Source organism: Mycolicibacterium mageritense (assembly GCF_010727475.1).
Classification (GTDB): Bacteria; Actinomycetota; Actinomycetes; order Mycobacteriales; family Mycobacteriaceae; genus Mycobacterium; species Mycobacterium mageritense.
On record NZ_AP022567.1, the window covers coordinates 3,506,879 to 3,532,628 of the forward strand.

22 protein-coding genes are annotated in these 25,750 nt (G+C 67.4%); 12 read left to right on the plus strand and 10 right to left on the minus strand.

Annotated elements, in window-relative coordinates; all coding sequences use genetic code 11:
* Nucleotides 1-18 precede the first annotated feature (18 nt).
* Both hutU and G6N67_RS16815 read left to right on the plus strand, forming a co-directional pair.
* Complete coding sequence (gene hutU, locus G6N67_RS16810) at nt 19-1,686, plus strand: urocanate hydratase (RefSeq protein WP_036430192.1); 1,668 nt, start codon at nt 19-21, stop codon at nt 1,684-1,686.
* Nucleotides 1,683-2,906: an allantoate amidohydrolase gene (locus G6N67_RS16815; protein ID WP_036430190.1), complete on the plus strand. Its 1,224-nt coding sequence runs from the start codon at nt 1,683-1,685 to the stop codon at nt 2,904-2,906. Before hutU ends, G6N67_RS16815 begins: the two co-directional genes overlap by 4 nt.
* Nucleotides 2,907-2,908: 2 nt before the next feature.
* On the opposite strand, the gene ipdE2 is transcribed toward G6N67_RS16815, so the two are convergent.
* Genes ipdE2 through fadD3 form a run of 4 tightly spaced genes read right to left on the minus strand, consistent with a single transcriptional unit; the run spans nt 2,909 to nt 7,450 of the window.
* A complete protein-coding gene (gene ipdE2 / locus G6N67_RS16820) occupies nt 2,909-3,850 on the minus strand; it encodes an acyl-CoA dehydrogenase IpdE2 (protein ID WP_036430188.1) in 942 nt (313 codons plus the stop codon).
* Entirely contained in the window at nt 3,847-4,803 is a 957-nt protein-coding gene (locus G6N67_RS16825; protein ID WP_036430186.1) for an acyl-CoA dehydrogenase family protein, read from the minus strand. Before G6N67_RS16825 ends, ipdE2 begins: the two co-directional genes overlap by 4 nt.
* Nucleotides 4,800-5,930 carry an acyl-CoA dehydrogenase family protein gene (locus G6N67_RS16830; protein WP_036430184.1) on the minus strand — a complete coding sequence of 377 codons (1,131 nt, stop codon included), beginning with the start codon at nt 5,928-5,930 and terminating at the stop codon, nt 4,800-4,802. The genes G6N67_RS16825 and G6N67_RS16830 overlap by 4 nt, the downstream gene beginning before the upstream one ends.
* Nucleotides 5,930-7,450: a 3-((3aS,4S,7aS)-7a-methyl-1,5-dioxo-octahydro-1H-inden-4-yl)propanoate--CoA ligase FadD3 gene (gene fadD3 / locus G6N67_RS16835; protein ID WP_036430182.1), complete on the minus strand. Its 1,521-nt coding sequence runs from the start codon at nt 7,448-7,450 to the stop codon at nt 5,930-5,932. Before fadD3 ends, G6N67_RS16830 begins: the two co-directional genes overlap by 1 nt.
* A 47-nt stretch (nt 7,451-7,497) precedes the next feature.
* Here fadD3 and ipdE1 point away from each other — a divergent pair, with 47 nt between their 5' ends.
* Together ipdE1 and ipdF are read left to right on the plus strand one after the other, a co-directional pair.
* Nucleotides 7,498-8,646, plus strand: coding sequence for an acyl-CoA dehydrogenase IpdE1 (gene ipdE1 / locus G6N67_RS16840; protein ID WP_036430180.1), 1,149 nt, complete (start codon nt 7,498-7,500; stop codon nt 8,644-8,646).
* A gap of 31 nt (nt 8,647-8,677) precedes the next feature.
* A complete protein-coding gene (ipdF, locus tag G6N67_RS16845; protein ID WP_036430178.1) occupies nt 8,678-9,469 on the plus strand; it encodes a (5R,7aS)-5-hydroxy-7a-methyl-1-oxo-2,3,5,6,7,7a-hexahydro-1H-indene-carboxyl-CoA reductase in 792 nt (263 codons plus the stop codon).
* On the opposite strand, the gene G6N67_RS16850 is transcribed toward ipdF, so the two are convergent.
* Genes G6N67_RS16850 through G6N67_RS16870 form a run of 5 tightly spaced genes read right to left on the minus strand, consistent with a single transcriptional unit; the run spans nt 9,466 to nt 16,624 of the window.
* Nucleotides 9,466-10,620: a VWA domain-containing protein gene (locus tag G6N67_RS16850; protein WP_036430176.1), complete on the minus strand. Its 1,155-nt coding sequence runs from the start codon at nt 10,618-10,620 to the stop codon at nt 9,466-9,468. The genes ipdF and G6N67_RS16850 overlap by 4 nt on opposite strands.
* Nucleotides 10,613-12,793, minus strand: a complete 2,181-nt coding sequence (locus tag G6N67_RS16855; RefSeq protein ID WP_230021735.1) for a DUF5682 family protein — start codon at nt 12,791-12,793, stop codon at nt 10,613-10,615. Before G6N67_RS16855 ends, G6N67_RS16850 begins: the two co-directional genes overlap by 8 nt.
* Entirely contained in the window at nt 12,790-13,881 is a 1,092-nt protein-coding gene (locus G6N67_RS16860) for an ATP-binding protein (protein ID WP_036434771.1), read from the minus strand. Before G6N67_RS16860 ends, G6N67_RS16855 begins: the two co-directional genes overlap by 4 nt.
* On the minus strand, nt 13,878-15,326 hold the full coding sequence (locus tag G6N67_RS16865) for a DUF5691 domain-containing protein (protein WP_036430174.1): 1,449 nt from the start codon (nt 15,324-15,326) through the stop codon (nt 13,878-13,880). The genes G6N67_RS16860 and G6N67_RS16865 overlap by 4 nt, the downstream gene beginning before the upstream one ends.
* A complete protein-coding gene (locus G6N67_RS16870; RefSeq protein WP_036430172.1) occupies nt 15,323-16,624 on the minus strand; it encodes an SWIM zinc finger family protein in 1,302 nt (433 codons plus the stop codon). The genes G6N67_RS16865 and G6N67_RS16870 overlap by 4 nt, the downstream gene beginning before the upstream one ends.
* A 123-nt stretch (nt 16,625-16,747) precedes the next feature.
* On the opposite strand from G6N67_RS16870, the gene G6N67_RS16875 reads away from it, so the two are divergent.
* From G6N67_RS16875 to G6N67_RS16910, 8 genes are all read left to right on the plus strand, one after another.
* The gene (locus G6N67_RS16875) at nt 16,748-17,413 is read left to right on the plus strand and encodes a response regulator (RefSeq protein WP_036430170.1); all 666 of its coding nucleotides are present in this window, start codon (nt 16,748-16,750) and stop codon (nt 17,411-17,413) included.
* A 5-nt stretch (nt 17,414-17,418) separates the two neighbouring features.
* Nucleotides 17,419-18,435: a HAMP domain-containing sensor histidine kinase gene (locus G6N67_RS16880; protein ID WP_036434769.1), complete on the plus strand. Its 1,017-nt coding sequence runs from the start codon at nt 17,419-17,421 to the stop codon at nt 18,433-18,435.
* A complete protein-coding gene (locus G6N67_RS16885) occupies nt 18,432-19,973 on the plus strand; it encodes a DUF4153 domain-containing protein (protein ID WP_051578541.1) in 1,542 nt (513 codons plus the stop codon). Before G6N67_RS16880 ends, G6N67_RS16885 begins: the two co-directional genes overlap by 4 nt.
* 70 nt (nt 19,974-20,043) lie before the next feature.
* Nucleotides 20,044-20,835, plus strand: a complete 792-nt coding sequence (locus G6N67_RS16890; protein WP_051578540.1) for a cysteine hydrolase family protein — start codon at nt 20,044-20,046, stop codon at nt 20,833-20,835.
* On the plus strand, nt 20,835-21,506 hold the full coding sequence (locus tag G6N67_RS16895; RefSeq protein ID WP_036430166.1) for an AmiS/UreI family transporter: 672 nt from the start codon (nt 20,835-20,837) through the stop codon (nt 21,504-21,506). The genes G6N67_RS16890 and G6N67_RS16895 overlap by 1 nt, the downstream gene beginning before the upstream one ends.
* A 117-nt stretch (nt 21,507-21,623) precedes the next feature.
* Entirely contained in the window at nt 21,624-22,241 is a 618-nt protein-coding gene (kstR2, locus tag G6N67_RS16900; protein WP_036430164.1) for a TetR family transcriptional regulator KstR2, read from the plus strand.
* Nucleotides 22,234-23,382 (plus strand): steroid 3-ketoacyl-CoA thiolase FadA6, encoded by a 1,149-nt coding sequence (gene fadA6 / locus G6N67_RS16905; RefSeq protein ID WP_036430162.1) that lies wholly within the window; start codon nt 22,234-22,236, stop codon nt 23,380-23,382. The genes kstR2 and fadA6 overlap by 8 nt, the downstream gene beginning before the upstream one ends.
* 84 nt (nt 23,383-23,466) lie before the next feature.
* Entirely contained in the window at nt 23,467-24,360 is an 894-nt protein-coding gene (locus G6N67_RS16910) for a LysR family transcriptional regulator (protein WP_036430160.1), read from the plus strand.
* Between the two features lie 72 nt (nt 24,361-24,432).
* On the opposite strand, the gene G6N67_RS16915 is transcribed toward G6N67_RS16910, so the two are convergent.
* Nucleotides 24,433-25,737 (minus strand): MFS transporter, encoded by a 1,305-nt coding sequence (locus G6N67_RS16915; RefSeq protein WP_051578539.1) that lies wholly within the window; start codon nt 25,735-25,737, stop codon nt 24,433-24,435.
* Nucleotides 25,738-25,750 lie beyond the last annotated feature (13 nt).

Here is a 25,750-nt window from a genome sequence, read left to right on the forward strand (position 1 = left end):
CAGAAGGAACCATCGAACATGACCGTGATATCCGGACCCCGTCCCGTTCGTGCCGCACGTGGCACCGAAATCTCCTGTAAGGGTTGGCAACAGGAAGCCGCCCTGCGCATGTTGATGAACAATCTCGACCCCGAGGTCGCCGAGCATCCCGAGGATCTCGTGGTCTACGGGGGCACCGGGCGGGCCGCGCGGAGCTGGGAGGCCTTCGACGCGATCGTGCGGACGCTGCAATCCCTCGAGGACGACGAAACCATGCTCATCCAGTCCGGGAAGCCGGTCGGGGTGTTCCGCACCAATGTCTGGTCACCGCGTGTCCTGCTGGCGAACTCGAACCTGGTGGGGGACTGGGCCACGTGGGAGCAGTTCCGCAAGCTCGAGGCCGAGGGCCTCATGATGTACGGCCAGATGACCGCGGGTTCCTGGATCTACATCGGCACGCAGGGCATCCTGCAGGGCACGTTCGAGACCTTCGGTGCCGTGGCGCGCAAGAGGTTCGGCGGAACCCTGGCCGGCACCATAACCCTGACCGCGGGCATGGGCGGCATGGGTGGGGCACAACCGCTCGCGGTGACCATGAACGACGGCGTGGCCATCTGCGTCGACTGCGACGAGAGCCGCATCGACCGCCGCATCGCGCATCACTACCTCGACACCAAGGCCGCCGACATCGACGAGGCCATGAGAATGGCGATCGAGGCGCGAGACGCCAAGCGGCCGTTGTCGATCGGGTTGGTGGGCAACGCCGCCGAGGTCTTCCCCGAGCTGCTGCGGCGCGAAGCCCCCATCGACATCGTGACCGATCAGACCTCGGCGCACGATCCGCTCGCGTACCTGCCGCTGGGCATCGATTTCGACGACATGAAGAAGATGTCCGAGAAGGATCCCGTCTACTTCACCGAACAAGCCGAACTGTCGATGGCCAAGCACGTCGAGGCCATGGTCGGATTCATGGACCGCGGTGCGGAGGTTTTCGACTACGGCAACTCGATCCGCGACGAGGCCCGTAAGGCCGGATATGACAGGGCCTTCGACTTCCCCGGGTTTGTGCCGGCCTACATCCGGCCGCAGTTCGAGGAGGGTCTGGGCCCGTTCCGGTGGGCCGCGCTCTCCGGCGATCCCAAGGACATCGCCGCCACCGACCGGGCGATCCTGGAGTTGTTCCCCGACAACGCCCACCTTCGCCGCTGGATCACCATGGCCGGCGAGAAGGTCAAGTTCGAAGGTCTGCCCGCCCGCATCTGCTGGCTCGGCTACGGCGAACGCCACCGGGCCGGGCTGCGGTTCAACGAGATGGTGGCCTCGGGCGAACTGTCCGCGCCGATCGTGATCGGCCGCGACCACCTCGATTCGGGGTCGGTCGCATCGCCCTATCGCGAAACCGAGTCCATGGCAGACGGTTCCGACGCGATCGCCGACTGGCCGCTGCTGAACGCGATGGTCAACGTGGCCTCGGGTGCATCGTGGGTGTCGATCCATCACGGCGGCGGGGTCGGCATGGGGCGGTCGATCCACGCCGGTCAGGTCTGTGTCGCCGACGGCACCGAACTGGCCGCGCAGAAACTCACGCGCGTGCTGACCAACGACCCGGGCATGGGCGTGATCCGCCACGTGGACGCCGGATACGAGCACGCCGCCGACGTCGCCCGCGAGCGAGGTGTGCGTATCCCGATGTGGGAGAACGCATGAGCGCGTTCGACGCGCTGTGGCCGACGATCCTCGACGTCGGCCGCCATCCCGCCACGGGCGGTTACCGTCGGTTCGCGTGGTCCGACGCCGACCTGACGTTGCGGGAATGGTTCGTGGGTGAGGCCGACCGCCGCGGCATGGACGTCGAGGCCGACCGCAACGGCAACCTGTGGGCGTGGTGGCTGCCGCCGGGGTGGTCCGGCGATCCGCGCGACGCGTTCGTGACGGGTTCGCACCTGGACTCGGTGCCCGACGGTGGTGCGTTCGACGGGCCACTCGGCGTCGTGTCGGCCTTCGCGGCCGTCGACATCCTGCGCGAGCGTGGCGTCGTGCCCACCATTCCGGTCGGGGTGGCGGCGTTCTCCGACGAGGAAGGTGCGCGGTTCGGTGTGGCGTGCGTGGGCTCGCAGCTGTCCACCGGTGCGCTGAGCCCCGACCGGGCCAGGGGCTTGCGCGACAACGACGGAATCACGTTGGCGGAGGCGCTCACCCGGGTCGGTCGGAATCCCGATCACCTCGGCGCCGACCCTCGCCTGGCCGAACGCGTCGGGGTGTTCGTCGAACTGCACGTCGAGCAGGGCCGGGCCATGGACCTGGTGGACGCACCGGTCGCGGTGGCGTCGTCGATCTGGCCGCACGGGCGGTGGGAGTTCACGTTCGCCGGCGAGGCCAACCATGCGGGTGCGACGCGGCTGATCGACCGTCGCGATCCGATGCTCGCGTTCGCGTCGTCGGTGCACACCGCGCGGGTGCAGGCGGCTCAGCACGGCGCGGTCGCGACGTTCGGCAAGGTGCTCGTATCACCCAACGGGGCCAACGCGATCCCGTCGCAGATCCGCGCGTGGCTGGATGCCCGGGCGCCCGACGAGGCGACGTTGAACACGCTGGTCGAGCACATCACGTCCGAGGCCCGTCATCATGCCGCCACCGACGCGATCGACCTCGACGTGTTCGCCGAATCCGTCACGCCCATCGTCGAATTCCCGGAGGGCCCGCGATCCCGATTGCTCAAGGCGCTCGCGCATCTCGGCGAGGTGCCCGTGCTGCCGACGGCCGCGGGCCACGACGCCGGAATTCTGTCCGAGCAGGTACCGACCGCGATGTTGTTCGTGCGCAACCCAACCGGTGTTTCGCACTCGCCCGCCGAGCACGCCGAACCGGCCGATTGCAATCAGGGCGCGGTCGCCCTCGCCGACGTCATGGCCGAATGGGTCGCGTGAGGCTAGAACACCTCGGCTTCGAGCCTGCGCAGATGCTCGCGCGCCGGGCCGAGCAGCTGCGCGCTGCCGTGTGCCCGCTTGAAGTACAGCTGGATGTCGCTCTCCCAGGTGATGGCGATGCCGCCGTGCAGCTGGATGGCTTCGGACGTCACGGCCGACAGTGTCTCGCTGGCGAACACGCGAGCCAATGACGCTGCGGCGGGCGTTGGTTCGGCGATCGCGTCGTAGATTACGGTGCGGGCCGAGACCACGTGGACGTAGAGATCGGCCATCCGGTGCTTGAGCGCCTGGAAGCTGCCGATCGGGCGGCCGAACTGCACGCGGTCCTTGGTGTAGGCGACGGTCAGGTCCAGGCAGCGCGCGGCCGCACCGATCTGTTCGGCCGCCAGCAGCAGTGCGGCGGTGTCGGCAAGGCCGGGGTCGGCGCCCAGTACCGCGGTGTCGCCGGGGATCACCGCCGACAGCCGCCGGGTCAGGTCCATGGTGGACTTGGCCTGCGCGGTGAAGGTGTTCCACCGGGTGAGGTTCTCCCCGTCGGCCGCGATGACGATGTCGGCGATATCGCCGTTGATCACGTACTCGGGATCGAACACCACGGTGCCGATGGCTGTGCCCTCGGCGAGCCCGGCCAGGGCCTCCTCGTCGGGGGCGTCGACCGACAGCAGCGCGAGCTCGGCCAGGGTGCTGCCGAGCAGGGGAGTGGGCACCAGCGCCTTGCCGAGCTCTTCGAGGACCACGGCCGCGTCGGCGAGTTCGCCGCCCGCGCCGCCGAGATCCTCGGGCACGACCAGCGCTGCGGCACCGACCTGCTCGCACAACAGTTTCCACAGCGACTCGTCGTAGCCGCGTTCGGATTCCATCGCCCCGCGGACCGCCTCGGGTGAAGCATGTTTGTCGACGAGCGCCGCAACCGTCTCGCGCAGCAGTTCGCGCTCTTCACTCACGAGAGCCCCTCCAATACCCGGCGGCGGTGCAGTGTCGGATCGCCCCAGGCCGAGCGTAGCGCTTGCACTCGCAGCAGCAGCAGGGACAGGTCGTGCTCCTGGGTGAAGCCTATGGCACCGTGCGTCTGCAGCGCAGACCGCGCGGCCAGCAGCGCGGCATCGGCGGCGGCCACCTTGGCGGCGCTCACGTCGCGCGCGGTTTCCGGCGATCCTTCGGCCAGCGACAGTGCCGCGCCGTAGACCAGTGGGCGCGCCAGTTCCACGGCGATGTGCACGTCGGCGAGCTTGTGCTTGATGGCCTGGTACGAGCCGATGACCCGGCCGAACTGGGTGCGCTGTTTGGCGTACGAGACCGACTGGTCGAGCATCGCCTGGCCCGCGCCCACCAGCTGGGCCGCGGTTGCCAGGACACCGAATTCATAGGCGCGCTGGGTGTCGGCGGGCTGGTCGGTGCCGGTGGCCGTAACCTCGAACAGTTTCCGGGCGGGGTCGACCGAGTCGTGCACCGCTCCGGCCTGACCATCCTGAATCGTCCCGTCACCCGCGACCAGGACCAGCCCCGCGAATTCTGCGTCGACGGCGTAGGGCACCTGGGGCGGCAACGCGACCGTCGCGATCAGATCACCGGACGCCAGGCCCGCGGACCGTTCGCCGTCGGCGAGGAGGATCGGGGCGACGGCGATCGACTCGGTGACCGGACCGGGCACGGCCCAGTAGCCCAGCCGCTCGGCCGCGACCACCAGGTCGACGGGGTGCGCGTCGATGCCGTCGTATTTCTCGGCCACCAGCAGCGCCGTGACGCCCAGGTCGGTCAGCTGTGACCACACCTTGCGCCCGGGTGCGGTGTCCCCGGCCGCCCAGGCCCGCACCGCGGCGGGAACGTCGGCCGCACCGAGCGCGGCGTCGATGCTTGCCGCGAAATCTCGCTGCTGTTCGTCTATCTCGAAGTTCACTTCGGCTCCCGGGGCAGGCCAAGTAGGCGCTCGGCGATGATGTTGCGCTGAATCTCGTTGGTGCCGGCGTAGATCGGGCCACCCAACGCGAACAACAGGCCTTCCGTCCAGTGGTCGACGACCTCGGCTTGAGCGCCCTGCATGTCCAACGCGGTCTGATGCAGCGCGACATCGAGGTCGGACCAGAACACCTTGGTCACCGAGGACTCGGCGCCGAGCTCACCGCCATTGGCCAGCCGGGTCACGGTGCCGAACGTGTGCAGCCGGTAGGCCTGCGCCTTGATCCAGGCGTCGGCGACCCGGTCGGTGAACGCCGGATCGGGGTTGGACTTCCACTGTCCGACGAGCCGCTCGGCCGGTGCCAGGAACCGGGCCGGGCTGCGTAGCGACATGCCGCGCTCGTTGCTCGACGTGCTCATCGCCGCGCGCCAGCCGTCGTGCACGCCGCCGATCACGTCGTGATCCGGCACGAACACGTCGTCGAGGAATATCTCGCCGAAGCCCGTGTCGCCGCCGAGTTGCGCGATCGGTCGCACGGTGATGCCGTCGGCCTTGAGGTCGAACATGAAGTAGGTCAGGCCCTTGTGCCGCTGGGCTTCGGGGTCCGAGCGGAACAGTCCGAAACCGCGCTCGCCGAACGGCGCCCGTGAGCTCCAGATCTTCTGCCCGTTGAGTTTCCAGCCGCCGTCGACCTTGGTGGCTGTCGAGCGCAGCGACGCCAGGTCGCTGCCCGATTCGGGTTCGGACCAGGCCTGCGCCCAGATCTCCTCACCGCTCGCCATTTTCGGCAACACACGATCAAGCTGTTCGGTGGTACCGTGCGCGAACAGCGTCGGCGCCAGCATCGACGTACCGTTGGCGCTCGCGCGTCCGGGCGCACCGGCGCGGAAGTACTCCTCCTCGAACACCACCCACTGCAGCAGCGTGGCGTCGCGGCCACCGTACTTCTCGGGCCACGCGATCACCGACAGGCCCGCGTCGAAAAGCACCTTGTCCCAACGGCGGTGCTGCTCGAACCCCTCGAGCGTGTCATATGACTTGGTCGGGAAGGAATCGCGGTTGGCCGCGAGGAATTCGCGGACCTCGGCCCGGAAGCCCTCGGTCTCGTCGTCGAAAGTCAGGTCCATCAGATCATCTCTCGCAGTTGTGGTTTTACCACTTTGCCTCCTGGATTGCGCGGCAGCACGTCGAGGAACGCGACTGACCGCGGCACTTTGAAGTTCGCCAAATGTTCACGGGTGTAGGCGATCACCGTCGCCTCATCCAAGGCCGCGCCGGGCTTGGCCACCACGAACGCCTTGCCGACCTCGCCGAGACGCTCGTCGGGCACCCCGATCACCGCCGCTTCGGCCACACCGTCGAGCCGGGCCAGCACCTGTTCGATCTCGGCGGGATACACGTTGAACCCGCCGCAGATGTACATGTCCTTGAGCCGGTCGGTGATGGTGAGGTTGCCACGCTCGTCGAGGGTTCCGATGTCGCCCGTGTGCAGCCAGCCGTCCGCGTCGATCGCCTCCGCAGTCGCAGCCGGATCGTCGAGGTAGCCCAGCATGACGTTCGGCCCACGCAGCAGCACCTCGCCGGTATCGGCCAGCCGCAGTTCGAAATCGGCAATAGGTCGCCCGCATGTCGTGGCCACCGTGACGGCGTCGTCGTCGGCGCTGCACATGGTGCCGAACCCGCTGGCCTCGGTCAGGCCGTACGCGGTCAGCACGATGTCGATGTCCAGTTCGGACTGCATGCGCTCGATCAGCACGACCGGGACCACAGCCGCGCCGGTCACCGCGAACCGCAAGGAGCTGAGGTCGTAGTCCGCACGCTTGGGGTGGTCCAGCAGCGTCTGATAGATGGTCGGCGGGCCGGGCAACACCGTGATGCGATGTTCGGCAACGGCTTTCATGGCCTGCTCGGGGTCGAACGTGAGCTGCGGATACAGCGTCGCACCCGTCTGCAGGCAGGCCAGGATCCCGGCCTTGAACCCGAAGTTGTGGAAGAACGGGTTTATGCACAGGTACCGGTCGGTGCTCGTGAGCTGACCGCATGCGGCCCACGCGGCCGACCCGTCGAGCGACTGCCGGTGCGCGCACCGCACGCCCTTGCTGCGGCCCGTCGTCCCGGAGGTGAACAGGATGTCGGAGACATCGTCGGGTGACACGGCGGCGGCGCGCGCGTCGACCGCGTCGAGATCGGTCCCGCGGGCCACGAACTCATCCCACGTGCCGTCGTCCTTTTCGATGGGTACGCGCACCACATGTCGCAGCGTCGGAAGCGCCGCCCGGTCCAGGTCTGCAGTCTTGTCGGCACCGAGGAACTCGCCCGCCGCAATCAGCAGAGGCGCTTCGGTGCGCGCCAGGATGTCGGCCGCCTCGCGGGCCGTGTACCGCGTGTTGAGCGGAACCACGACTGCGCCCGCGTAGTGGGTGGCCAGGCATGCCACGACCCAGTGCCAGGTGTTGGGGGACCAGATCGCGACCCGGTCGCCGGGTTCGACACCGAGCGCGATCATCGCCGCGGCGGCTTGGCGCACGTGCACCCGCAGTTCCGAGTAAGTCAGTCGCTGATCGTCGCTGACCAGGGCTTCATGGTCGGAAAACCGCACGGCAATCCGGTCCAACACCGCTGGAACGGTGCGGCTGGCGGTGATCATTGATGCTCCCTTAACAAAGCAAGTGCTTGGTAGGTTAGCCTACAAGGGTGATAGAGGTCCAGGAGTTCCGGGCCGAGGTCCGGCAGTGGCTCGCAGACAATCTCGTCGGTGAATATGCCGCGCTGAAAGGACTCGGAGGCCCCGGCCGCGAACACGAGGCATTCGAGGAACGGCGCGCGTGGAATCAGCACCTCGCCGCGGCAGGTCTGACCTGCCTCGGATGGCCCGTCGAGCACGGCGGCCGCGGCCTTTCGGTCGCGCACCGCGTCGCGTTCTACGAGGAGTACGCCCGCGCGAACGCGCCCGACAAGGTCAACCACCTGGGCGAGGAGCTGCTCGGGCCGACACTGATCGAATACGGCACGCCCGAGCAGCAACAGCGGTTCCTGCCCAAGATCCTCGATGTCACCGAGCTCTGGAGCCAGGGCTACTCCGAGCCGAACGCGGGCAGTGACTTGGCCAATGTGGCGACGACGGCCGAACTGGTCGGCGACGAATGGGTGATCAACGGGCAGAAGGTCTGGACGTCACTCGCGCACTGGGCACAGTGGTGCTTCGTGGTGGCCCGCACCGAGAAGGGCTCGAAGCGCCACGCCGGCCTGTCCTATCTGCTGGTCCCGCTGGATCAGCCCGGTGTCGAGATCCGGCCGATCATCCAGCTGACCGGTGACTCCGAGTTCAACGAGGTGTTCTTCGACGACGCCCGCACCGATGCCTCTCTCGTGGTCGGCGCACCCGGCGACGGTTGGCGCGTCGCGATGGGCACGCTCACCTTCGAACGCGGGGTGTCGACGCTGGGCCAGCAGATCCGCTATGCGCGTGAGCACTCCAACCTGGTCGAGCTGGCCAAGCGCACCGGTGCGGTCGATGACCCACTGATCCGCGAACGGTTGACCCGCTCCTGGACCGGCCTCAAGGCCATGCGGTCCTACGCCCTGGCGACCATGGATGTGGAGCAGCCGGGCCAGGACAACGTGTCGAAGCTCTTGTGGGCCAACTGGCACCGCGAGCTCGGCGAGATCGCCATGGATGTGCAGGGCATGGCCGGGCTCACGCTGCCCGACGGCGAGTTCGACGAGTGGCAGCGGTTGTACCTGTTCTCCCGTTCGGACACCATCTACGGCGGATCGAACGAAATCCAGCGCAACATCATCGCCGAGCGCGTGCTGGGCCTACCCCGAGAGGCTCGCGGATGAGCGTTCGCGCGAAGACCATAGGAGAAGACTGATGACCGATCTGTCCATCGCTCCCGAAGAGGTTGAGGGCCACGGCCTATTGGCGGGCAAGGTCGTCCTCGTCACCGCGGCCGCAGGCACCGGCATCGGTTCGTCCACCGCGCGCCGCGCCCTGCTGGAGGGGGCCGACGTCGTGGTGTCCGACTACCACGAGCGCCGCCTGGGGGAAACGCGCGACCAGTTGGCCAATCTGGGGCTCGGCAAGGTCGAGGCTGTGGTCTGCGACGTCACCTCGACCGAAGCGGTCGACGCACTCATCGCCCGGTCGGTCGAGAAGATGGGCCGCCTCGACGTTTTGGTCAACAACGCCGGCCTCGGCGGTGAAACCCCGCTGATCGACATGACCGACGACGAGTGGGACCGCGTCCTCAACGTCACGCTCAACTCGGTCATGCGGGCCACCCGCGCCGCGCTGCGGTATTTCCGGGACGTCGAGCACGGCGGCGTGATCGTCAACAACGCGAGCGTGTTGGGCTGGCGCGCACAGCATTCCCAGTCGCACTATGCCGCCGCCAAGGCCGGCGTCATGGCGTTGACCCGGTGCAGCGCAATCGAAGCCGTCGAGTACGGCGTGCGGATCAACGCCGTCTCGCCGAGCATCGCACGGCACAAATTCCTGGAGCGCTCGGCTTCTGCGGACCTGTTGGATCGGCTCTCTTCCGATGAAGCGTTCGGCCGCGCTGCCGAGCCGTGGGAGGTCGCGTCGACCATTGCGTTCCTGGCCAGCGACTACTCGAGCTACCTGACCGGCGAGGTCATCTCGGTGTCGAGCCAGCGGGCCTAGGTCTGCTCCATCCCGCGCTGCGCCAGACCGGTCCGGTCCGCCCAGCCGCGGATGTCGCCCTTGGTGATGGCCAGCGCCAGCAGCTCGGGAAACGCGTCGGGCGTGCTCGCGAACGCGGGGATCTCCATGGCGGCGAGGTCGGCGGCGATCTCCCGGTCGAACGACGGCGCGCCCGAGTCGGACAGCGCCAGTAGCACCACCACGGTCACTCCCGCGTCGACGAGTTGCTTGACGCGGGCCAGCATCTCGTCGCGCACGCCGCCCTCGTAGAGGTCGGAGATCAGCACGAAGATGCTGTCGGCGGGCCGCGTGATCAGCGTCTGGCAGTAGGCGATGGCCCGGTTGATGTCCGTGCCGCCACCGAGCTGGGTGCCGAACAGCACGTCGACAGGATCGTCGAGCAGGTCGGTGAGGTCGACGACTTCGGTGTCGAACACCACGAGCGACGTGCGCAGGGACCGCATCGACGCGATCACCGCGCCGAAAACCGCTGAGTACACGATCGATTCCGCCATCGAGCCCGACTGGTCGATGGCCAACACGATGTCCTTGGTGACCGATCGCCCGGCCCGGCGAAACCCGACCAGCCGTTCGGGGATGATCGTGTTGAGATCGGGCTGAAAGGTTTTCAGATTCCGGGCGATGGTGCGGTTCCAGTCGATGTCGGAGGCCAACGGCCGGTTGGTCCGCGCGCTGCGCGATAGCGCGCCGCGCAGCGTGGCTCGGGTGCCGTCGGCGATGCGCCGCTCGATGTCCTCGACGACCTTACGGACCAGGGCCCGCGCCGAGGCCTTCGACTCGTCGGGGATGGCCTCTCCGAGCGTGATCAGCGTGGTGGCCAGCGACAGATCCGGGACGACGCTGTCCATCATCTCGGGTTCGAGCAGCAGCATGCGCAGGTTGAGCCGTTCGATGGCGTCCTGCTGCATGACCTGAACCACGGTGCTGGGGAAGTAGTTTCGGATGTCGCCCAACCAGCGGGCCACCTTGGGCGCTGATCCGCCGAGCCCACCCTTGCGGTCGTACAGCGCGGACAGTGCCTTGTCCATCTCGACGTCACCGCCCTGCAGGCTCGGCAGCGACTCCGCGTCCGAGCCCAGCACGAGCCGCCAGCGGCGGTCGCGTTCGTCGGGGACGATGTCGTCAGTCATGCGCGATACCTCGTGCGAAGATGGCGGCCGCCGCGATCACCGCGGGCCGGGCGCGTTCGGCGTCGATGGCGAATTCGGTGTGGACGGTGGCGCCTGCCGTGGCCACCGCGTGCCCGATGTTGCGTTTGATGCCGGCATCGAACGTGGAGAACGTGCGCCGCACCAGCGGCAGGACGTCGGTGAACTCCGTTGCCGTCAAACCGATCAACCACTCGTCGATCACCGAGAGCAACTCGGTGTCGTGCACCAACAGCAGACCGCTGCCGGACAGGAAGCCCTCGATCCAGGCGGACTTCTCGTCGGCCGGCGCGCCGACGCTCAGGGCGCGACGCATGCGGTGGGCCGCTTCGGTGGTGGTGAACACCGCTCCGTCGACCCCGATCCGGACGAAGCGGCCCACCAGGCTGCCGTGCAGGTCGTCCCGGTCGGCCAGGCGCGTGATGGTGGTGAGCCATTCCTCACGGATATCGACGTCGAGCAGATCGACGGTTTCGGTGACGGCGTTGACGTGCACGAGCATCTCGGCGGCCGCGTCCGGACCCAGACCGGTCAGCGTCGCGGGCAGCCCGACGTTGACGCGGCGCAGCAACGATGTGGTGACCTCGCCCAGCGCGCCCGCGTCGGTGCGCCGCACGTCGCCGTAGCGCAGCGACCGGGCCAGCGCGGGCAGGGCCGCCATGAGCTCGGTGAGATCGCGGTCGACTGCGGCCTTGTTCTCCAGGATGGCCAGCAGCGGTGCGACGGCCTCGTCGACACCGCCGAGCAGGGCAGCCTCGATCGCGGCGGTCACCTCACCCAGATGAGTCGCGTTCTCGGCGGTGTCGACCAGTTTGGCTTTACATGCGCGGCACACGGTGTTGCCCCACACCGAAGACACCACGACCTTCACCGCGAACTCGGGCAGCCACTGCAGCGTCCAGGCCTCCTTGAACGTGCCCTGGCCGCTGGTCATCTCGGGCTCACCCCACGGAATGTCGAGCACGGCAAGCCGATGCAGCAGATGCGATTTGGCGAGGTCGTTCGGCTTGCGTAGGTCGAGCGTGACCTGCTTGGCAGTGGCATCGGGTTTGAGCCGCAACGAGCGCTGCTGCTTGGTGATGTCGGCCAGCAGCGGCACCATCGGCAGGTGTTCAGGAATGCTGCCGAGCCGTTCCCCGACCACCAGCTCCCGCACGATCAGCCCGAACCGGGTGTCGGAACCTTCGCACAGCACGGCTTCGGTGGCCTCGTTGACCTCGCTCAAACCGGGATGGGCCCGGCCCCGCATCGCGGCCAGTGCGTTGGCCAGCCGGACGCCTTCGATCACGTGTGCGGAGGAGACGAAGATGTCGTGGTTGCGTAATGCCCTGGCCGCCAGCGTGAGCCACGTTTCCACCGGGCGTTCGCGCTCGACAAATGCGTGCTGATACCAGCCCGGCGAGCGGACGCCCGCGCCGTAGCCCGACGCCGCGGCCAGCCGTGAATGCGTCCACGGCACCCACACCGTCGCGCACTTGACCTTGGGCAGGCCCCGCAGCAATGCCGAATCAGCGCTCGCGGCGGGAAGTTTTCCGGCCAAGGCGGGTGCGTGCCAGGCTCCGCACACCACGACCACGGTCGTGAATTCCTTGACTGCTTTCCGGATCACCTGACGCATGTGTGCTTCACGCTGGTGCTCGATCGTATCGTCCTCGGCGGGTTCGAGCTCCCGCACGGTCCGCATTGCCTCGGTGATCGCGTCGAATCCGGTTCCGTCGGTGCGAGATTCAACAACGTCATCCCACCAGCGTTCTGGGTCGTCGTAACCCGCGGCATCGGCGAGCGCCCCGATCGGATCGATGCGCACGAACGATGCGCTCTCGTGCCGCTCGTCGCGCTGGGCCAGCACGGTGGCTGCGGGCAGATCACAGAACCGCACCGGCACGCGGTTGTGCGCGGCCCACTGCAGCGCCTGCCACTCCGGGGAGAAGCCGCCGAACGGCCAGAACGCCGAAACCGCGGGATCGTCGACCGCATAGGCCATGATCGCCACGGGCGGCACCATGTCGGTGTGATCGACGTCGGTGGTGAGCGCGTTCGCGTCGGCCGGACCTTCGATCACCACGATGTCGGGCCGGATGCGGTCCAGCTCGGACACCACGGCACGGGCGGAACCGGGGCCGTGGTGCCGAACACCCAGGACGTGGGTGGTCACGAGTTCAGCACGTCCCGCGATGCCCGGTAGAAGTCGGCCCACCCGTCCCGCTCCCGCACCACGGCCTCGAGGTATTCCAGCCACACGACCGCGTCGTTGACCGGATCCTTGACGACGGCGCCGACGATTCCCGCCGCGGTGTCGGCAGGCCGCAGTACACCGTCGCCGAAATGCGCGGACATCGCGATACCCTGAGTCACAACGGAGATCGCCTCGGCGGTGGACAGCGTGCCCGATGGCTGCTTGAGTTTGTTGCGGCCGTCGGCGGTCAGGCCCGAGCGCAGTTCGCGGAAAACCGTGACCACGCGGCGGATCTCGTCGGCCGAGGTCGGCACCTCGGGTAGCTGCAGCGATCCGCTGATGTCGGCGACCCGGCGCGTCACGATCTCCACCTCGTCGTCGAGACTCGCGGGCAGCGGCAGCACCACGGTGTTGAACCGCCGCCGCAGTGCCGAGGACAGGTCGTTGACTCCGCGGTCGCGGTCGTTGGCGGTAGCGATCACGTTGAAGCCCCGCGTGGCCTGCACTTCGGTGCCGAGTTCTGGTATCGGCAGGGTCTTTTCGGAGAGCACCGTGATGAGCGCGTCCTGCACCTCTGACGGGATGCGGGTGAGCTCTTCGAGGCGCGCGATCTTGCCGTCGCGCATCGCGGTCATGATCGGCGACGGGACCAGGGCTTGCTCGGACGGTCCTTCGGCGATCAGCCGGGCATAGTTCCAGCCATACCGCACGGCTTCCTCGACGGTGCCCGCGGTGCCCTGCACCAACAGCGTCGAATCCCCGGTGACGGCCGCGGCCAGATGCTCCGAAACCCAGGTCTTGGCGGTGCCGGGTACCCCGAGCAGCAGCAGCGCCCGGTCGGTGGCCAGTGTCGCGACCGCTACCTCGATGATCCGGCGGGGTCCGATGTACTTGGGTGTGATCTCCACGCCGTCCACGGTTTCCCCGCCCAGCAGGTAGCGCACTACGGCGTGCGGCGACATCGACCAGTTGGGTGGCGCGGCCTTGTCGTCGGCCGCACGCAACGCGGCGAGTTCTGCGGCGAACAGCTGCTCGGCGTGCGGGCGCAGCAGGGCGGATTCGGTCATGGGAGTTCCTTTGCAATGTCGGAGCGCAGCGTGAGCAGTTCGAACACGGTGGCGTAGAACTTGTGCAGTTCCTCGTCGGTGGTGCGGTCGACCAGTGCGGCGAAGCGCGGCAGCCAATCGAGTGGATAGCCTGCAGCCAGATGGGCGGCGGCCTCGCGGCGCGAGCGCGCTGTGCCCCAGCCAACACCGGCCAGGGACGCGAACAGGGCTTCGGCCACGTCCGGCGCGAACGGCCGCGGCAGACCCGCCACCAACCGGGCCAGGGGCGCGGACTCGGCAGTGTTGGTGAGCGCGCGGATCATCTCGGCCGAGATGGCCGGATGGGCAGTCGCCGGGTGGTAGCAGGTGCCGTAATCAGCTGGGAGACAGCGCTGTAACAGCGGCACCGCCCAGCTGGGGTCGTCGCCGCGCAGCGCGCTGAGGGTCAGCGCGGCCAGCACGGTGTCGGGCAGCGCGCGCGCCACCTTCTCAGGTGCCACTGCGCCGAAGACCTCGTTCCAGAACGTGATCGGGGTGCGAGCCACGACGGCCTCGGGTTTGGTGGTGCTCAGGCCGTCACGAATCGCGGCGGCGTCGGGGCCGGGCAGCGGATGGACGGTGACCTTCACACCCAGCATCGATTTCTTGACCGAAAATATCTGGGCGGACCGGTCTTTCATGCGATCGAGATAGCGGCTGCGGGCCCGGTCACCGAGCACGGCGATGGCGGCGCTGCGTACCGTGACGGCGCGGTCGTCGAGCGCGGCTTCCAGAAATGGTTCGTCGGCGTCGTGTTCGGGTGACGCGAACGCTGCCAACAAGGCCGCCCGAGACTCGGCGTCTTCGCTCGCCCAATGTGCGGTGACGAGTTCGCGGGCGCGGTCCGGGTCGAGCCTCCGGGCGGCGGCCAGCCAGCTCAGGCGCTTGGCGGTGTCGCCGTGGGTGTAGTCGGATTCCCTGGGCCACTCGGTGGCATCCGCCCGGACTACGTTGCGCAGCGCACGGTGGTTGCGGCCGTAGTGCTCGACGGCATACCACTGGCCGGCGTTGCCGAGCGCATCCCAGAGTGCCTGCGTCACAACGCCGCCCTGCTGGAGCCGGAGCAGGTCTGGTATGAGCCGCGGTGGCAGGCGCAGGCCCGCCGCGGCGATGTCGCCGAGCACGGCGTCGAGGATGGGCCGGACGGTCAGTGCGCGCTCCATGAGGAAGGCGTGTGCGGCAGTGATCAGCGGCCGGGTCTCCGCGGCTGCGGGGGCGGCGCCCGGCTCGACGCGTTCGGGAAGTTGGCCCGCCCGTCTGGCGGTCGCGTACAGGCCCGCGACCCGCAGCACCGACCCGACGGGATCGTCTGCATCGCACACGGCGGCGACACTGCCGTCGACGGGTGCATCGAAGGTGCCCGCTGGAAGCGGTTTGGCGCCGAATCCCACAGTGGCGGCCGAGATCATCCGCTGATAGTCACTCACAGTGCGGTCACCGCCGGTCCGGTCAGACGCGACGGCGGCGCATCGCTCAAGAGTGACAGCGGATCGACACCGTCCCTGGTGATCTCGACCAGCACCGGCTGCAGGCGTCCTCCGCTGCCGGCCTGCAACCGCGCCCAGCGGTCGTCGTCACAGATCGCCGGTAGAGCGCTGCCGTCCGCGTCCACGAGATAGCGGCGTTTGGGCTTGGCTTGCTGCACGGGCCGGGCGGTGACGACCGCCGGAAACCGCAGCAGCCATGGGTCGACCGCCAGGGCGCGGGCCCGGCCGGCCAATGCCGCGTCGATTCCCGTGCCGGTGACGGCGAGTCGCTCGATGGGCGTCGTCGGCACGTCGCCGTCGGGAATCGCGACGCGGAAGCTCGACGACCCACCGGGGTACAGGTAGACGCCGCCGGTGAATTCGCGCCCCGGGGTGAGCCGGTTGTCGAAACTGGCACCGCTCGGCGCGGTGGACTGCACGCTGAGCAGCAGTCCGGTGGCGCTGCCGCTCAACCACATTCGCCGGGTAGTGTACCGGTCCTCCAAGGTCTCCGCGTAGCCGAGCACCTGCCAGGTGTCGCTCACCGGCTCGGTCGCCAGCACCTCGGCCCGCGCCACCGTGAACCCGATGTGGCGGCGCACCGCGGCAGCGGTCTCCGCGGGCAATGAGTCGATGGTGCGGTAGGCGTCGGTCAGCAGCCGCATCAAACCGAGATCCTCGATGATCATCCGCGGCCATTCGTCGTGCGTGAGGTAGCCGGGCAGGTTGCGCAACCAGCCCGCCAGGCCGGGTGCCTTGGCGTCGACCATGCGTTTGGCGATCGGTTCACTCCAGCCGGCGTACGGGTCGGTGCTGATCCCGGCGATGCCGTTGCGGATCTGGTCCTCGATCCACCGGTCGAGCTGCTGCAAGCCCTCGGCAACGCTGCGCTGCCGCGCCGCCATGGTTTTCTCGCTGACCTCACGCGGCGCCTTCGGCGCGGCGGGCGTCGCCTCGATGGCGCCTGCCGGGGCCGCCGAGGCGTCGACGCTGCCGCCGCACCAGCGCAGCACCAGACCGACCACGTGCTTGCAGGGAAACTGCCGTGACGGGCACGAGCACTTGTACGTCGGGCCCACCAAATTGACCTGCACGCGGTACGGCGTCCGCCCGCTGCCCTGGAAGTCGCCCCACAGCAAGGTCTGGGTGGCACCCGTGTTGGACCAGCCGGCAGCGCCTGCGAGCTTCTGGCCCGCCGCGTAGGCCTTGCCGGCAAACTGCCGCACCTCGTCGGTGGACCATGCCGTGTTCTGGTCCACCCCGGTGCCCTTCCTGACGCGTCCTGACCCAGGCCAGCGTAGCCAGATCCGGCGACACGGTCTCCACAGGATCTTCACAAACGCTGCCCTTGGCCACCACAACCTGCACCTAGAGTCGGATTTGTGAAGCGAATCCTGGTGGTCGACGACGAGCCGACGATCCTGTCCGCGGTGGCCACCCGGCTGCGCGCCGAGGCGTTCGACGTCGAGACCGCCGTCGATGGACCATCGGCGGTAGCAACCGCCGCGGCGACCCAGCCGGATCTGGTGGTGCTCGACGTGATGCTGCCGGGCTTCGACGGGCTGGAGGTGTGCCGGCGCATCCAGGCCGAGCGGGCTGTGCCGGTGCTCATGTTGACGGCCCGCACCGACGAGACCGACATGCTGATCGGTCTCGGCATCGGTGCTGACGACTACCTGACCAAGCCGTTCAGCATGCGGGAACTGGTGGCCCGGGTCCGGGTCTTGCTGCGGCGCGTGGACCGCGCGGCCGGTGACCAGCCGCTGTCGGTGGGCGACTACCGCATCGACCTGGCCGAGCGACGGGTCCATCAGGGCGAGCAGGAGATCCACCTCACCCGAACCGAATTCGACCTGCTGGCGTTTCTGGCCGGCCGGCCCCGGGCCGCGGTGGCCCGGGAGACGCTGCTCGAACACGTCTGGGGGTGGGCTGCGGAGGTCGAAACCCGCACGGTCGACAGCCACGTCAAGGCGCTGCGCCGCAAGCTCGGGTCGGACCTGATCCGCACGGTGCACGGCGTCGGTTACTCACTGGAGACGCCGAAATGAGCAGTGTGGCCGAGCTGTGGGACCGGCTGCCCCGGCCGCTGGATCCGTTCGCATCGTTCAAGGTGAAGACCGGGCTCCTGGTCGGCGGGGCGATCCTGTTGGCGTCGTTCACGTTCTGGGTCGGTGCCAGCTGGCAGTTCCGGTACGCGCTGCTCGCCGCGCTCGCGACGTCATTGATCTTGACGCAGTTCCTCGCGCATGGCATGACCTCGCCGCTGCGGCAGATGACGACCGCCGCCCGCGCGATGGCGCAGGGCGACTACAGCATCCGGGTCCGGGCCACGTCGCGCGATGAAATCGGCCAGTTGGCAGTCGCATTCAATCAGATGGCGGCCGACCTCGGCGCCGCGGACGAATACCGGCGCGGCTTGATCGGCAACGTGTCCCACGAACTGCGCACGCCGATCACGGCCCTGCAGGCGGTGTTGGAGAACGTGGTCGACGGCGTTGCCGAACCGGACCCCGCGACCATGCGGATGGCGCTCGCACAGACCGAACGACTCGGTGAGCTGGTGACCAATCTGCTCGATCTCTCGCGCATCGAAGGCGGTGCGATCCCGTTGCAGATCAGCAGGTTCGAGGTCGACGAGTTCCTGCGGGACGCGGTTGAGCACGCCACGGTGGCGGCAGCCGACGTGACGGTGAGCGTTCGGGTGTCGCCGCCCGGTTTGCACGCTGTGGCCGACCCGGCCCGGCTGCGTCAGGTGGTGGTCAACTTGGTGGACAACGCTATTCGGCACAGCCCGCCCGGCGGGCGCGTCACCGTGCTGGCCGCCGCGGCAGGCACGTCCGGCCTGCGGTTGGAGGTGTGCGACGAGGGCCCCGGAATCCCGCCGGCCGAGCGCGAACGCGTGTTCCAGAGGTTCACCAGGGGTGCGACGTCCGACGGCGGGACGGGTCTCGGCCTGGCCATCGCCCGGTGGGCCGTCGAACTGCACGGCGGAACCATCGAAGTGTTGGACGCCCACGCGGGGTGCCGGATCAGGGTCACCGTCGGGGAACAGATGGAGGAGTCAGTATGACGACAGCGCCACCCGGGTATCCCGGGGTCCATCCGGTGATGGCCCCGCCACCCCTGATCGGGCCGGCGCTGCCGCGCTACGGCGAGCCGGGCTGGACCGTGTGGTCGCGCCGGATCTGGCCGATCGATCCGTTGGCGGCCGCGCCCCGGCGGGTGCTGGTGTTGGCCGGGGTCGCAGGCTTGATCGGTACCGCGCTGTGGCGGCCCTCGGTGCTCAGCATCGGCTATCTGCTGGTCGCTGTGCTGGTGTTCGGCGTGGTGTACGGCACCGCGGATCGCCGGCCGTCGAGGCTGGAACTGGCGGGGATCGCGTTGACCCTCGCGCTGTTCGCCGTCCCAGGGCTGCTGGCCGCGGACTGGCTCGGCGTGCTGTGCATCATGGCCGGGTGGATGCTCGGATGGTGCACGTTGTTCGGCGGTCACACGTGGACCGCGGTGTTCACCGGGCCCTTCATGGCGTGGGCGTTGCCCGCGCGGGTCACGCGCTGGGTCCAGCGGGCGCTGCCACGGCGGACGAACATTCCCAACCTCGGTCGCGTCGCCGTGGTCGTCGCGGTGACCGTGGTGCTGGTGCTGTTGTTCGGCGCCTTGTTCGCCGCGGCAGACCCGGCGTTCGCGCACCTGGCAGGCAGTCTGACACCCGCGCTGGACGGTGGTGAATTCATCGCTCGCACAGTGGTGTTCGCGATCGTGGTGGCGTTCGTGCTGGGCGGGGCGTATCTGATGCGGTTCGCCCCGAAGCTCGACGCGATGGCACCGCCGCCGATGCGGCCGGTGCCCCGGTGGGAGTGGGCGCTGCCGCTGGGCGTGCTCGACGCGCTGTTCATCGCTTTCGTCGTGGTGCAGGCCGCGGTGCTGTTCGGCGGGCACACGCATGTTCTGGAAACCGAGGGGCTGACGTACGCAGAGTACGCGCGGCAGGGTTTCTGGCAGTTGCTGTGGGTGTCCGCGCTGACCATGCTGGTGCTCGGCGCCGTGATCCGGGTGGCCTCGCGCGTCAGTGCCGCCGACCGCCGCGCATTGCGGGTGCTCGTCGGGATCTTGTGTGCCACTTCGGTTGTGGTGGTGATCTCCGCGATCCACCGCATGTGGCTGTATCAGCAGGCCTACGGTTTCAGCACCGACCGGCTCATGGTGGTGACGATCGAACTGTGGCTCGGCGTGGTGTTCCTGCTGGTGGCTGCGGCAGGCATCCGGATGTCGGCGCGCTGGCTGCCACGGGCCGTCCTCGTCGCCGGCGTGCTGGCCCTGCTGGGGTTGGCCGCCCTCAACCCCGAACGATTGGTCGCCGACCGCAACATCGACCGTTTCGAAGCGACCGGGCAGATCGATCTGGAGTACCTGTCCCGGTTGTCCTCGGACATCGACCCGGCGCTGCACCGGCTCCCGGAGCTGGTGCGGACGTGCGTGAAATCCCGGCCTGCGGAACAGGATTCCTGGTATACCTTCAACCTGTCGCGGGCGAAGGCCGACCGCCCGGTGGCCGTCGAACTGCCGCAATACTGCTCGGCGTACTGGGACACCGTCGCGATGCGGTAGCGCGCTGGAATCGCGGCGATTCAAAGGCTGTCGTCCCGTTGCGCGCCGGTCAAAAGTTGTCCCGAGTGGCATGTTTCGTACACGTAACGCCGAAGGGAAGACTGTGACCGCACTCGCCGTCGACGGCTCACCGAGAATCACACCGCTCGAGCCGGTCGAGCTCGATGCCGCCGCGCTGGGTTATCCAGCCGACAACACCGCCGCCATTCCGCCGCTGGCCAAACAGTGGGAGAGCCTCGATTTCCGTGAGATCCTCTCGAGGCCGGCCGCTTTCCTGTCGATCAGCCAATCCAATTCGCTGTACAAGCCGGGCGGGGTTCAGTACGCCGAGGGGCACGCCTTCCGGGGCAGTCTCGCTGCGACCGTCAAGGCGGTGAAAGCCGCACGTTCGGCACCGAATTTCGTGTCCTTCAACTGGATTGGATTCTCGGTGTTCCGCGAGGATTATCCGAAAACCGATTTCGACAAAGCACAGTACGCCGGGTGGACCGGTCACATCAACGCGACGCCTGAACAAATCGCCTGGGACAACGAGCTTGTCGGCGAACTGCGCGAGCTGGTCGAGCCCGGCGACAACGAGTTGTACGAGAAGGCCCTGCAGACGGCTTTCGTCGGTACGGACCTGCCCGGCGCGTTGAACCGGCAACGGGTTGAGGTCATCGTGCTCACCGGCATTCATCTCGACTGGTGCGTGGAAGGCAATGCCCGGGCCGCACGTGACCACGGCCTGCTGCCCATCGTGATCGGCGATGCGACCGGTGCCGTGCATCCCGACCACGAGCGCGCCGCGTTCGAACGGATCAACAACTTTTTCGCGCCGGTCATCACGTCCGACCAGTTCGTGGATTGGGTCGGCCGCTGATGGGGAACGTCGGATTGCTTCTGGTGGGTGTGGCACTGTTCGTGAACGGACTGGTGTCGGTCGGGGTGGTCAGCCCGCGAGGTGCTGCGCCACTGAACCTGTTCGTGGGTGCCGCCCAGGTGGTCCTGCCGACGCTGGTGCTCGTTCAATCGGCCGGTGAGCCGACCACCGTCAACGCGACCTGGCCGAGCTACTTGTTCGGCTTCACATATCTGTGGTTCGGCTTCATCCAGATCTTCGACATCGACCCACGCGGCTTCGGCTGGTACAGCTCCTTCGTTGCTGCCATAGCGCTTCTCTATGCCGTCAGGAGTATCGGCACCGATCCAGTGTTCGCGGTCATCTGGGCGACCTGGGCGATCATGTGGACGCTGTTCTTCGTGCTGCTCGGACTTGGCGTGACGAAGGCGGGCCGAGTCGATCTCGGGCACTTCACCGGGTGGTTTCTGGTCCTGTTGGGCGTTCCGACCTGCACGTTGTCGGGGCTCTTGCTGCTGAACGGGATCTGGCCGACCTCAGCGTATGCAGGGCTGAGCGCGCTGGCGCTGCTCGCATTCGCCGCGGTACTTTCCGCGGTATTGGCGCAGCGCAGCGCTCGCGAAGGCGCAGACGAATCTGCAGTCGAAGTCGCGCAAGCCACTGCGGTCGGTGGTGTCCCGCAGCCTGCATAGCCCCATAGCCCCGACGAGTCGCGGCGGGCCTCCCTCTTGGAGGCCCGCCCTTTTTTTGAACGCGGTGTCGCGAACCCAAACGTGACCTAGCAAGCGCTTGGTTGCTATGCTGTCGTCATGGCGCCGGAAACCTCCAGCCAGCCGGCAAGCAGGCGGGACGAGCTCCTTGAGCTCGCAGCGACGATGTTCGCCGAGCGCGGTCTGAAAGCAACGACCGTCCGCGATATCGCCGACTCCGCAGGCATCCTCTCGGGCAGTCTGTACCACCACTTCAAGTCCAAAGAACAAATGGTCGAAGAGGTGCTGCGGGACTTCCTGGACTGGCTGTTCGCCCGCTATCAGGTCATCGTGGACAGCGCGGCGACCCCCTTGGAGCGGCTCTCGGGCATGTTCATGACGTCTTTCGAGGCCATCGAGCACCGGCACGCGCAGGTGGTGATCTACCAGGACGAGGCCAAACGGTTGTCCGCGCAGCCACAGTTCGCGTTCGTCGAGGCGCGCAACAAAGAGCAGCGCAAGATGTGGATCGACATCCTGCAGCAGGGCATGGCCGACGGCTCGTTCCGGCCAGACCTCGACGTCGACCTGGTGTACCGATTCATCCGCGACACCACATGGGTCTCGGTCCGGTGGTATCAGCCCGGCGGACCACTCTCGGCCGAGCAGGTCGGGCGCCAATACCTCGCCATCGTTCTCGGCGGAATCACCCTGTCAAAGGAGACAAACAATGCCTGAGGCATACATCGTCGATGCCGTGCGCACACCCGTCGGCAAGAAGAACGGATCGCTCGCCCAGGTGCACCCGATCGACCTCGGTGCGCACATCTTCCGTGCAGTCTTCGACCGTAACGACGTCGATCCGGCCGCGGTCGACGATGTCATCGTCGGCTGCGTCGACGCGATCGGCGGGCAGGCAGGCAACATCGGCCGTAACGCCTGGCTCGCGGCGGGTTACCCCGAAGAGGTGCCCGGCGTCACCGTCGACCGGCAGTGCGGCTCCAGCCAGCAGGCGATCTCCTTTGGTGCACAGGCGATCATGTCGGGCACCGCGGACATCATCCTGGCCGGCGGCATGCAGAACATGAGCTGGGTGCCGATCTCGTCGGCCATGATCGTCGGCAAGGAACTCGGATTCAGCACTCCCACAGCCGAATCCGAGAGCTGGCGGCATCGGTACGGCGACCAGGAGATCTCGCAGTTCCGCGGCTCCGAGCTGATCGCCGAGCGCTGGGACATCTCGCGGGAAGAGATGGAGCAGTTCGCCTACACGAGCCACCAGCGGGCGTTCGCCGCGATCCGCGCGGGCCATTTCGACAACGAGATCGTCCCGGTGGGGGACTTCGGGGTCGACGAAGGTCCGCGCGAGTCGACACTCGAGAAGCTCGCGACCTTGAAGCCGCTCGTCGAGGGTGGCCGCTTGACCGCCGCACTGGCCAGCCAGATCTCCGATGGCTCCAGCGCCGTGCTGTTGGCCTCCGAGAAGGCGGTCAACGAGCACAATCTGAAACCGCGGGCCCGCATTCACCACATCAGCGCACGCGGCGCCGATCCCGTGCTGATGCTCACCGGTCCGATCCCGGCGACGCAGTACGCGCTGGAGAAGACCGGCCTGTCCATCGATGACATCGACACCGTCGAGATCAACGAGGCCTTCGCGCCCGTCGTGCTGGCCTGGATGAAGGATCTGAAGGCCGACCCGGCCAAGGTCAACCCGAGCGGTGGTGCGATCGCCCTGGGGCACCCCCTCGGCGCCACCGGTGCCAAGCTGTTCGCCACGATGCTCAACACCCTTGAGCGCACCGGCGGCCGCTACGGTCTGCAGACCATGTGCGAAGGCGGCGGTACCGCCAACGTCACGATCATCGAGCGCCTCTGACATTTCGTCGAGCAGTCACAAAAGTGCCCCAAAACTCATGTTTTGGGGCACTTTTGCGTCTGCTGGGCGGACAATGGTGACCCTATGGCGAACCTGACGCAGCTCGAAGTGTTGGTCGCGGTCGTCGAAAGCGGAGGTTTTTCGGGGGCCGCCAAGCGGCTGTACATGAGTCAGCCCTCGGTATCCAATCACATCCGCAACCTGGAGAACTCTCTTGGCGTGCAACTCGTTCAGCGCAGCACGCAAGGTGCCAGGACGACTCCGGCCGGGGATGTCGTGGTCGAGCACGCCCGCAAGGTGTTCGAACTGCTGAGGAGTATGGAACATCAAGTCGCCGGCTTTCAGGGACTCGAAGCGGGCAGCCTGGTGGTGGCGGGCACGACCACGCTGGGCACCTATTTGTTGCCGAGGCTCGTGGCCGAGTTCGCTGAGCAGGCACCGAAAGTCGAATGCCAGATCAGGGTCGGAAACGAGGACGCGGTAGAAAACTGGGTGCTGCGCGGCGAGGTGGCGCTCGGCTTGTGCGCAGATGCGCCACGCGAAGAACAATTGACCGCCCAGGCCATGTTCGAAGAGGCGATGCTGCTCGTCGCAGCGCCCGGATCGCCGCTGGCTGGTCATGCGTTGACACCGGAAGACCTTGTCGGCCAGCGGTTTCTGATGCGAGAGATGGGATCGGCGACACGGCGCCAACAGGAAACGGCGCTGCGGTTGTGGGGACTGGATTCAGCCGCGCAATGGAACCTCTGGGGCCCCGACACCCTCAAGGAGGCGGTCTACGCAGGCCTTGGGGTGGCATTGCTGTCCGAACATGTGACCGCACGTGAGCGGGCTTCGGGTCTGCTCGTCGGACTGACGGTGACGCCTCCGCCGCCCAGCCGGACGGCCTACCTCGTGCGGCGGGCGGACCGGGTGCTGACTCCGCCCGAGGAGGCGTTCGTGGCGCTTGTCGGCGGCACAGCTTCGTGGCCGACGTAGGTGTCAGGCGCGCGAACCCAGGTACCGCACGACGCGGTGACCCGAAGTCGGGCCACCGCGCCGTCGATTGAGCTAACGCCGAATGGTTGCGGCCGCAGTCGCACTGGCCACACAGCACCCCGCCACCACAGGGAAGATCAGCGCTGCGTTTCCGGTGTGATCCATGAGGTGGCCGACGAGTGGTTCCGCGACGCCGGCGAACAGATAGGAGAAGAAGTTCACCACTCCCGTTGCAGTGCCCGCCATTTGCGTACCGACCAGATCCGGGCACAGCGCCCAGATGGTCGAATGCGGACCGTAGACGAAGAATCCCGTCAAGAACAGCACAAGGATCCCGGTGACCGTGCCCAGATGCGCGACGTACATGACTGTGGCGGTCACCGCGCCGAGCACCATGAACAACATGATGGGGCGATCACGACGGGATCCGAACATGCGGTCGGACAACTGACCGTTGGTGAGGGCGCCGACAGCCATGCCGACCGGCAGTGCCACCGAGATCCATACCGGGCTTATCCCACCGCCCCCCTCTTTCCAGTCCTTGCCCAGAAAGTAGACCGGTACCCAGATCAGCAATCCATAACGAGCAGCGTTCTGGAAACCGATCGTGACGCCGGTGGACCAGATCTTCGGATTGCGCAGCACCGCACGGTAACGGGCGAGTGACCGCGTGGTGTCCACCCCCTGAGCAGTCGCCTCGACGTATTCCTCGTCGCGGGTGTAGGACTCGGGCGGAGTGATTCCGGCGGCCTTGGGGCTGTCGCGGGCCACCACATAAAAGGTTATGCCGCCGACCAGCATGAGCAGCACCGGAATACGGAATATCCACTGCCAGTCCATTTTCAGCGTGTCCACCACGATGGTTGAGGTGACGAACGCCAGGACCGACGACAAGCCTGCGGCGAAGAGGTAGAAGCCGAAGCTCTTGCCGCGTTCGTGCGGGCCCCACCAGTTCGAGATCACGCGCCCTCCGGATGGAAAACCCATCGCCTGCGTGAATCCGTTGGCTCCCCAGAAGAAGGCCAGGGACTTGCTGCCCACGGCGAAACTGGTGCACCAGTTCAGAATCGTCGAAAGGACGGCGCCTGCGGCCATCAGCCGGCGTCCGCCGAACTTGTCGGCGAGGTTGCCGTTGACCATCTGACCCGCGGCGTAGCACCACAACATCGCGCCGCTGATCGACCCCAGAGTGGTCTTGCTGAGTCCCAAGTCTTCCTGGATGCCCGGGATCGCAAAACCGAAGGTCTGGCGTCCCGTATAGAAGAACAGGTAGCAGAACATCGCCGCGAGCAGCATGCGCCACTTCAACCGCGAAAACTTGGCCTCCGACACCGCAACCAGATCCCGAGAGGCGCGCTTTTCGAACGTGCTGGACATCGTTGTCCTCCGC

Bases quoted from the DNA above. Each gene is read 5' to 3' on its own strand.
- G6N67_RS16815 (WP_036430190.1), top strand. From the start codon at position 1,683: ATGAGCGCGTTCGACGCGCTGTGGCCGACGATCCTCGACGTCGGCCGC.
- G6N67_RS16910 (WP_036430160.1), top strand. From the start codon at position 23,467: ATGGCGAACCTGACGCAGCTCGAAGTGTTGGTCGCGGTCGTCGAAAGC.
- hutU (WP_036430192.1), top strand. From the start codon at position 19: ATGACCGTGATATCCGGACCCCGTCCCGTTCGTGCCGCACGTGGCACC.
- G6N67_RS16915 (WP_051578539.1), bottom strand. From the start codon at position 25,737: ATGTCCAGCACGTTCGAAAAGCGCGCCTCTCGGGATCTGGTTGCGGTG.
- G6N67_RS16860 (WP_036434771.1), bottom strand. From the start codon at position 13,881: ATGACCGAATCCGCCCTGCTGCGCCCGCACGCCGAGCAGCTGTTCGCC.
- kstR2 (WP_036430164.1), top strand. From the start codon at position 21,624: ATGGCGCCGGAAACCTCCAGCCAGCCGGCAAGCAGGCGGGACGAGCTC.
- G6N67_RS16885 (WP_051578541.1), top strand. From the start codon at position 18,432: ATGACGACAGCGCCACCCGGGTATCCCGGGGTCCATCCGGTGATGGCC.
- G6N67_RS16895 (WP_036430166.1), top strand. From the start codon at position 20,835: ATGGGGAACGTCGGATTGCTTCTGGTGGGTGTGGCACTGTTCGTGAAC.
- fadD3 (WP_036430182.1), bottom strand. From the start codon at position 7,450: ATGATCACCGCCAGCCGCACCGTTCCAGCGGTGTTGGACCGGATTGCC.
- G6N67_RS16850 (WP_036430176.1), bottom strand. From the start codon at position 10,620: ATGACTGACGACATCGTCCCCGACGAACGCGACCGCCGCTGGCGGCTC.
- G6N67_RS16890 (WP_051578540.1), top strand. From the start codon at position 20,044: ATGTTTCGTACACGTAACGCCGAAGGGAAGACTGTGACCGCACTCGCC.
- ipdF (WP_036430178.1), top strand. From the start codon at position 8,678: ATGACCGATCTGTCCATCGCTCCCGAAGAGGTTGAGGGCCACGGCCTA.
- G6N67_RS16830 (WP_036430184.1), bottom strand. From the start codon at position 5,930: ATGGACCTGACTTTCGACGACGAGACCGAGGGCTTCCGGGCCGAGGTC.
- fadA6 (WP_036430162.1), top strand. From the start codon at position 22,234: ATGCCTGAGGCATACATCGTCGATGCCGTGCGCACACCCGTCGGCAAG.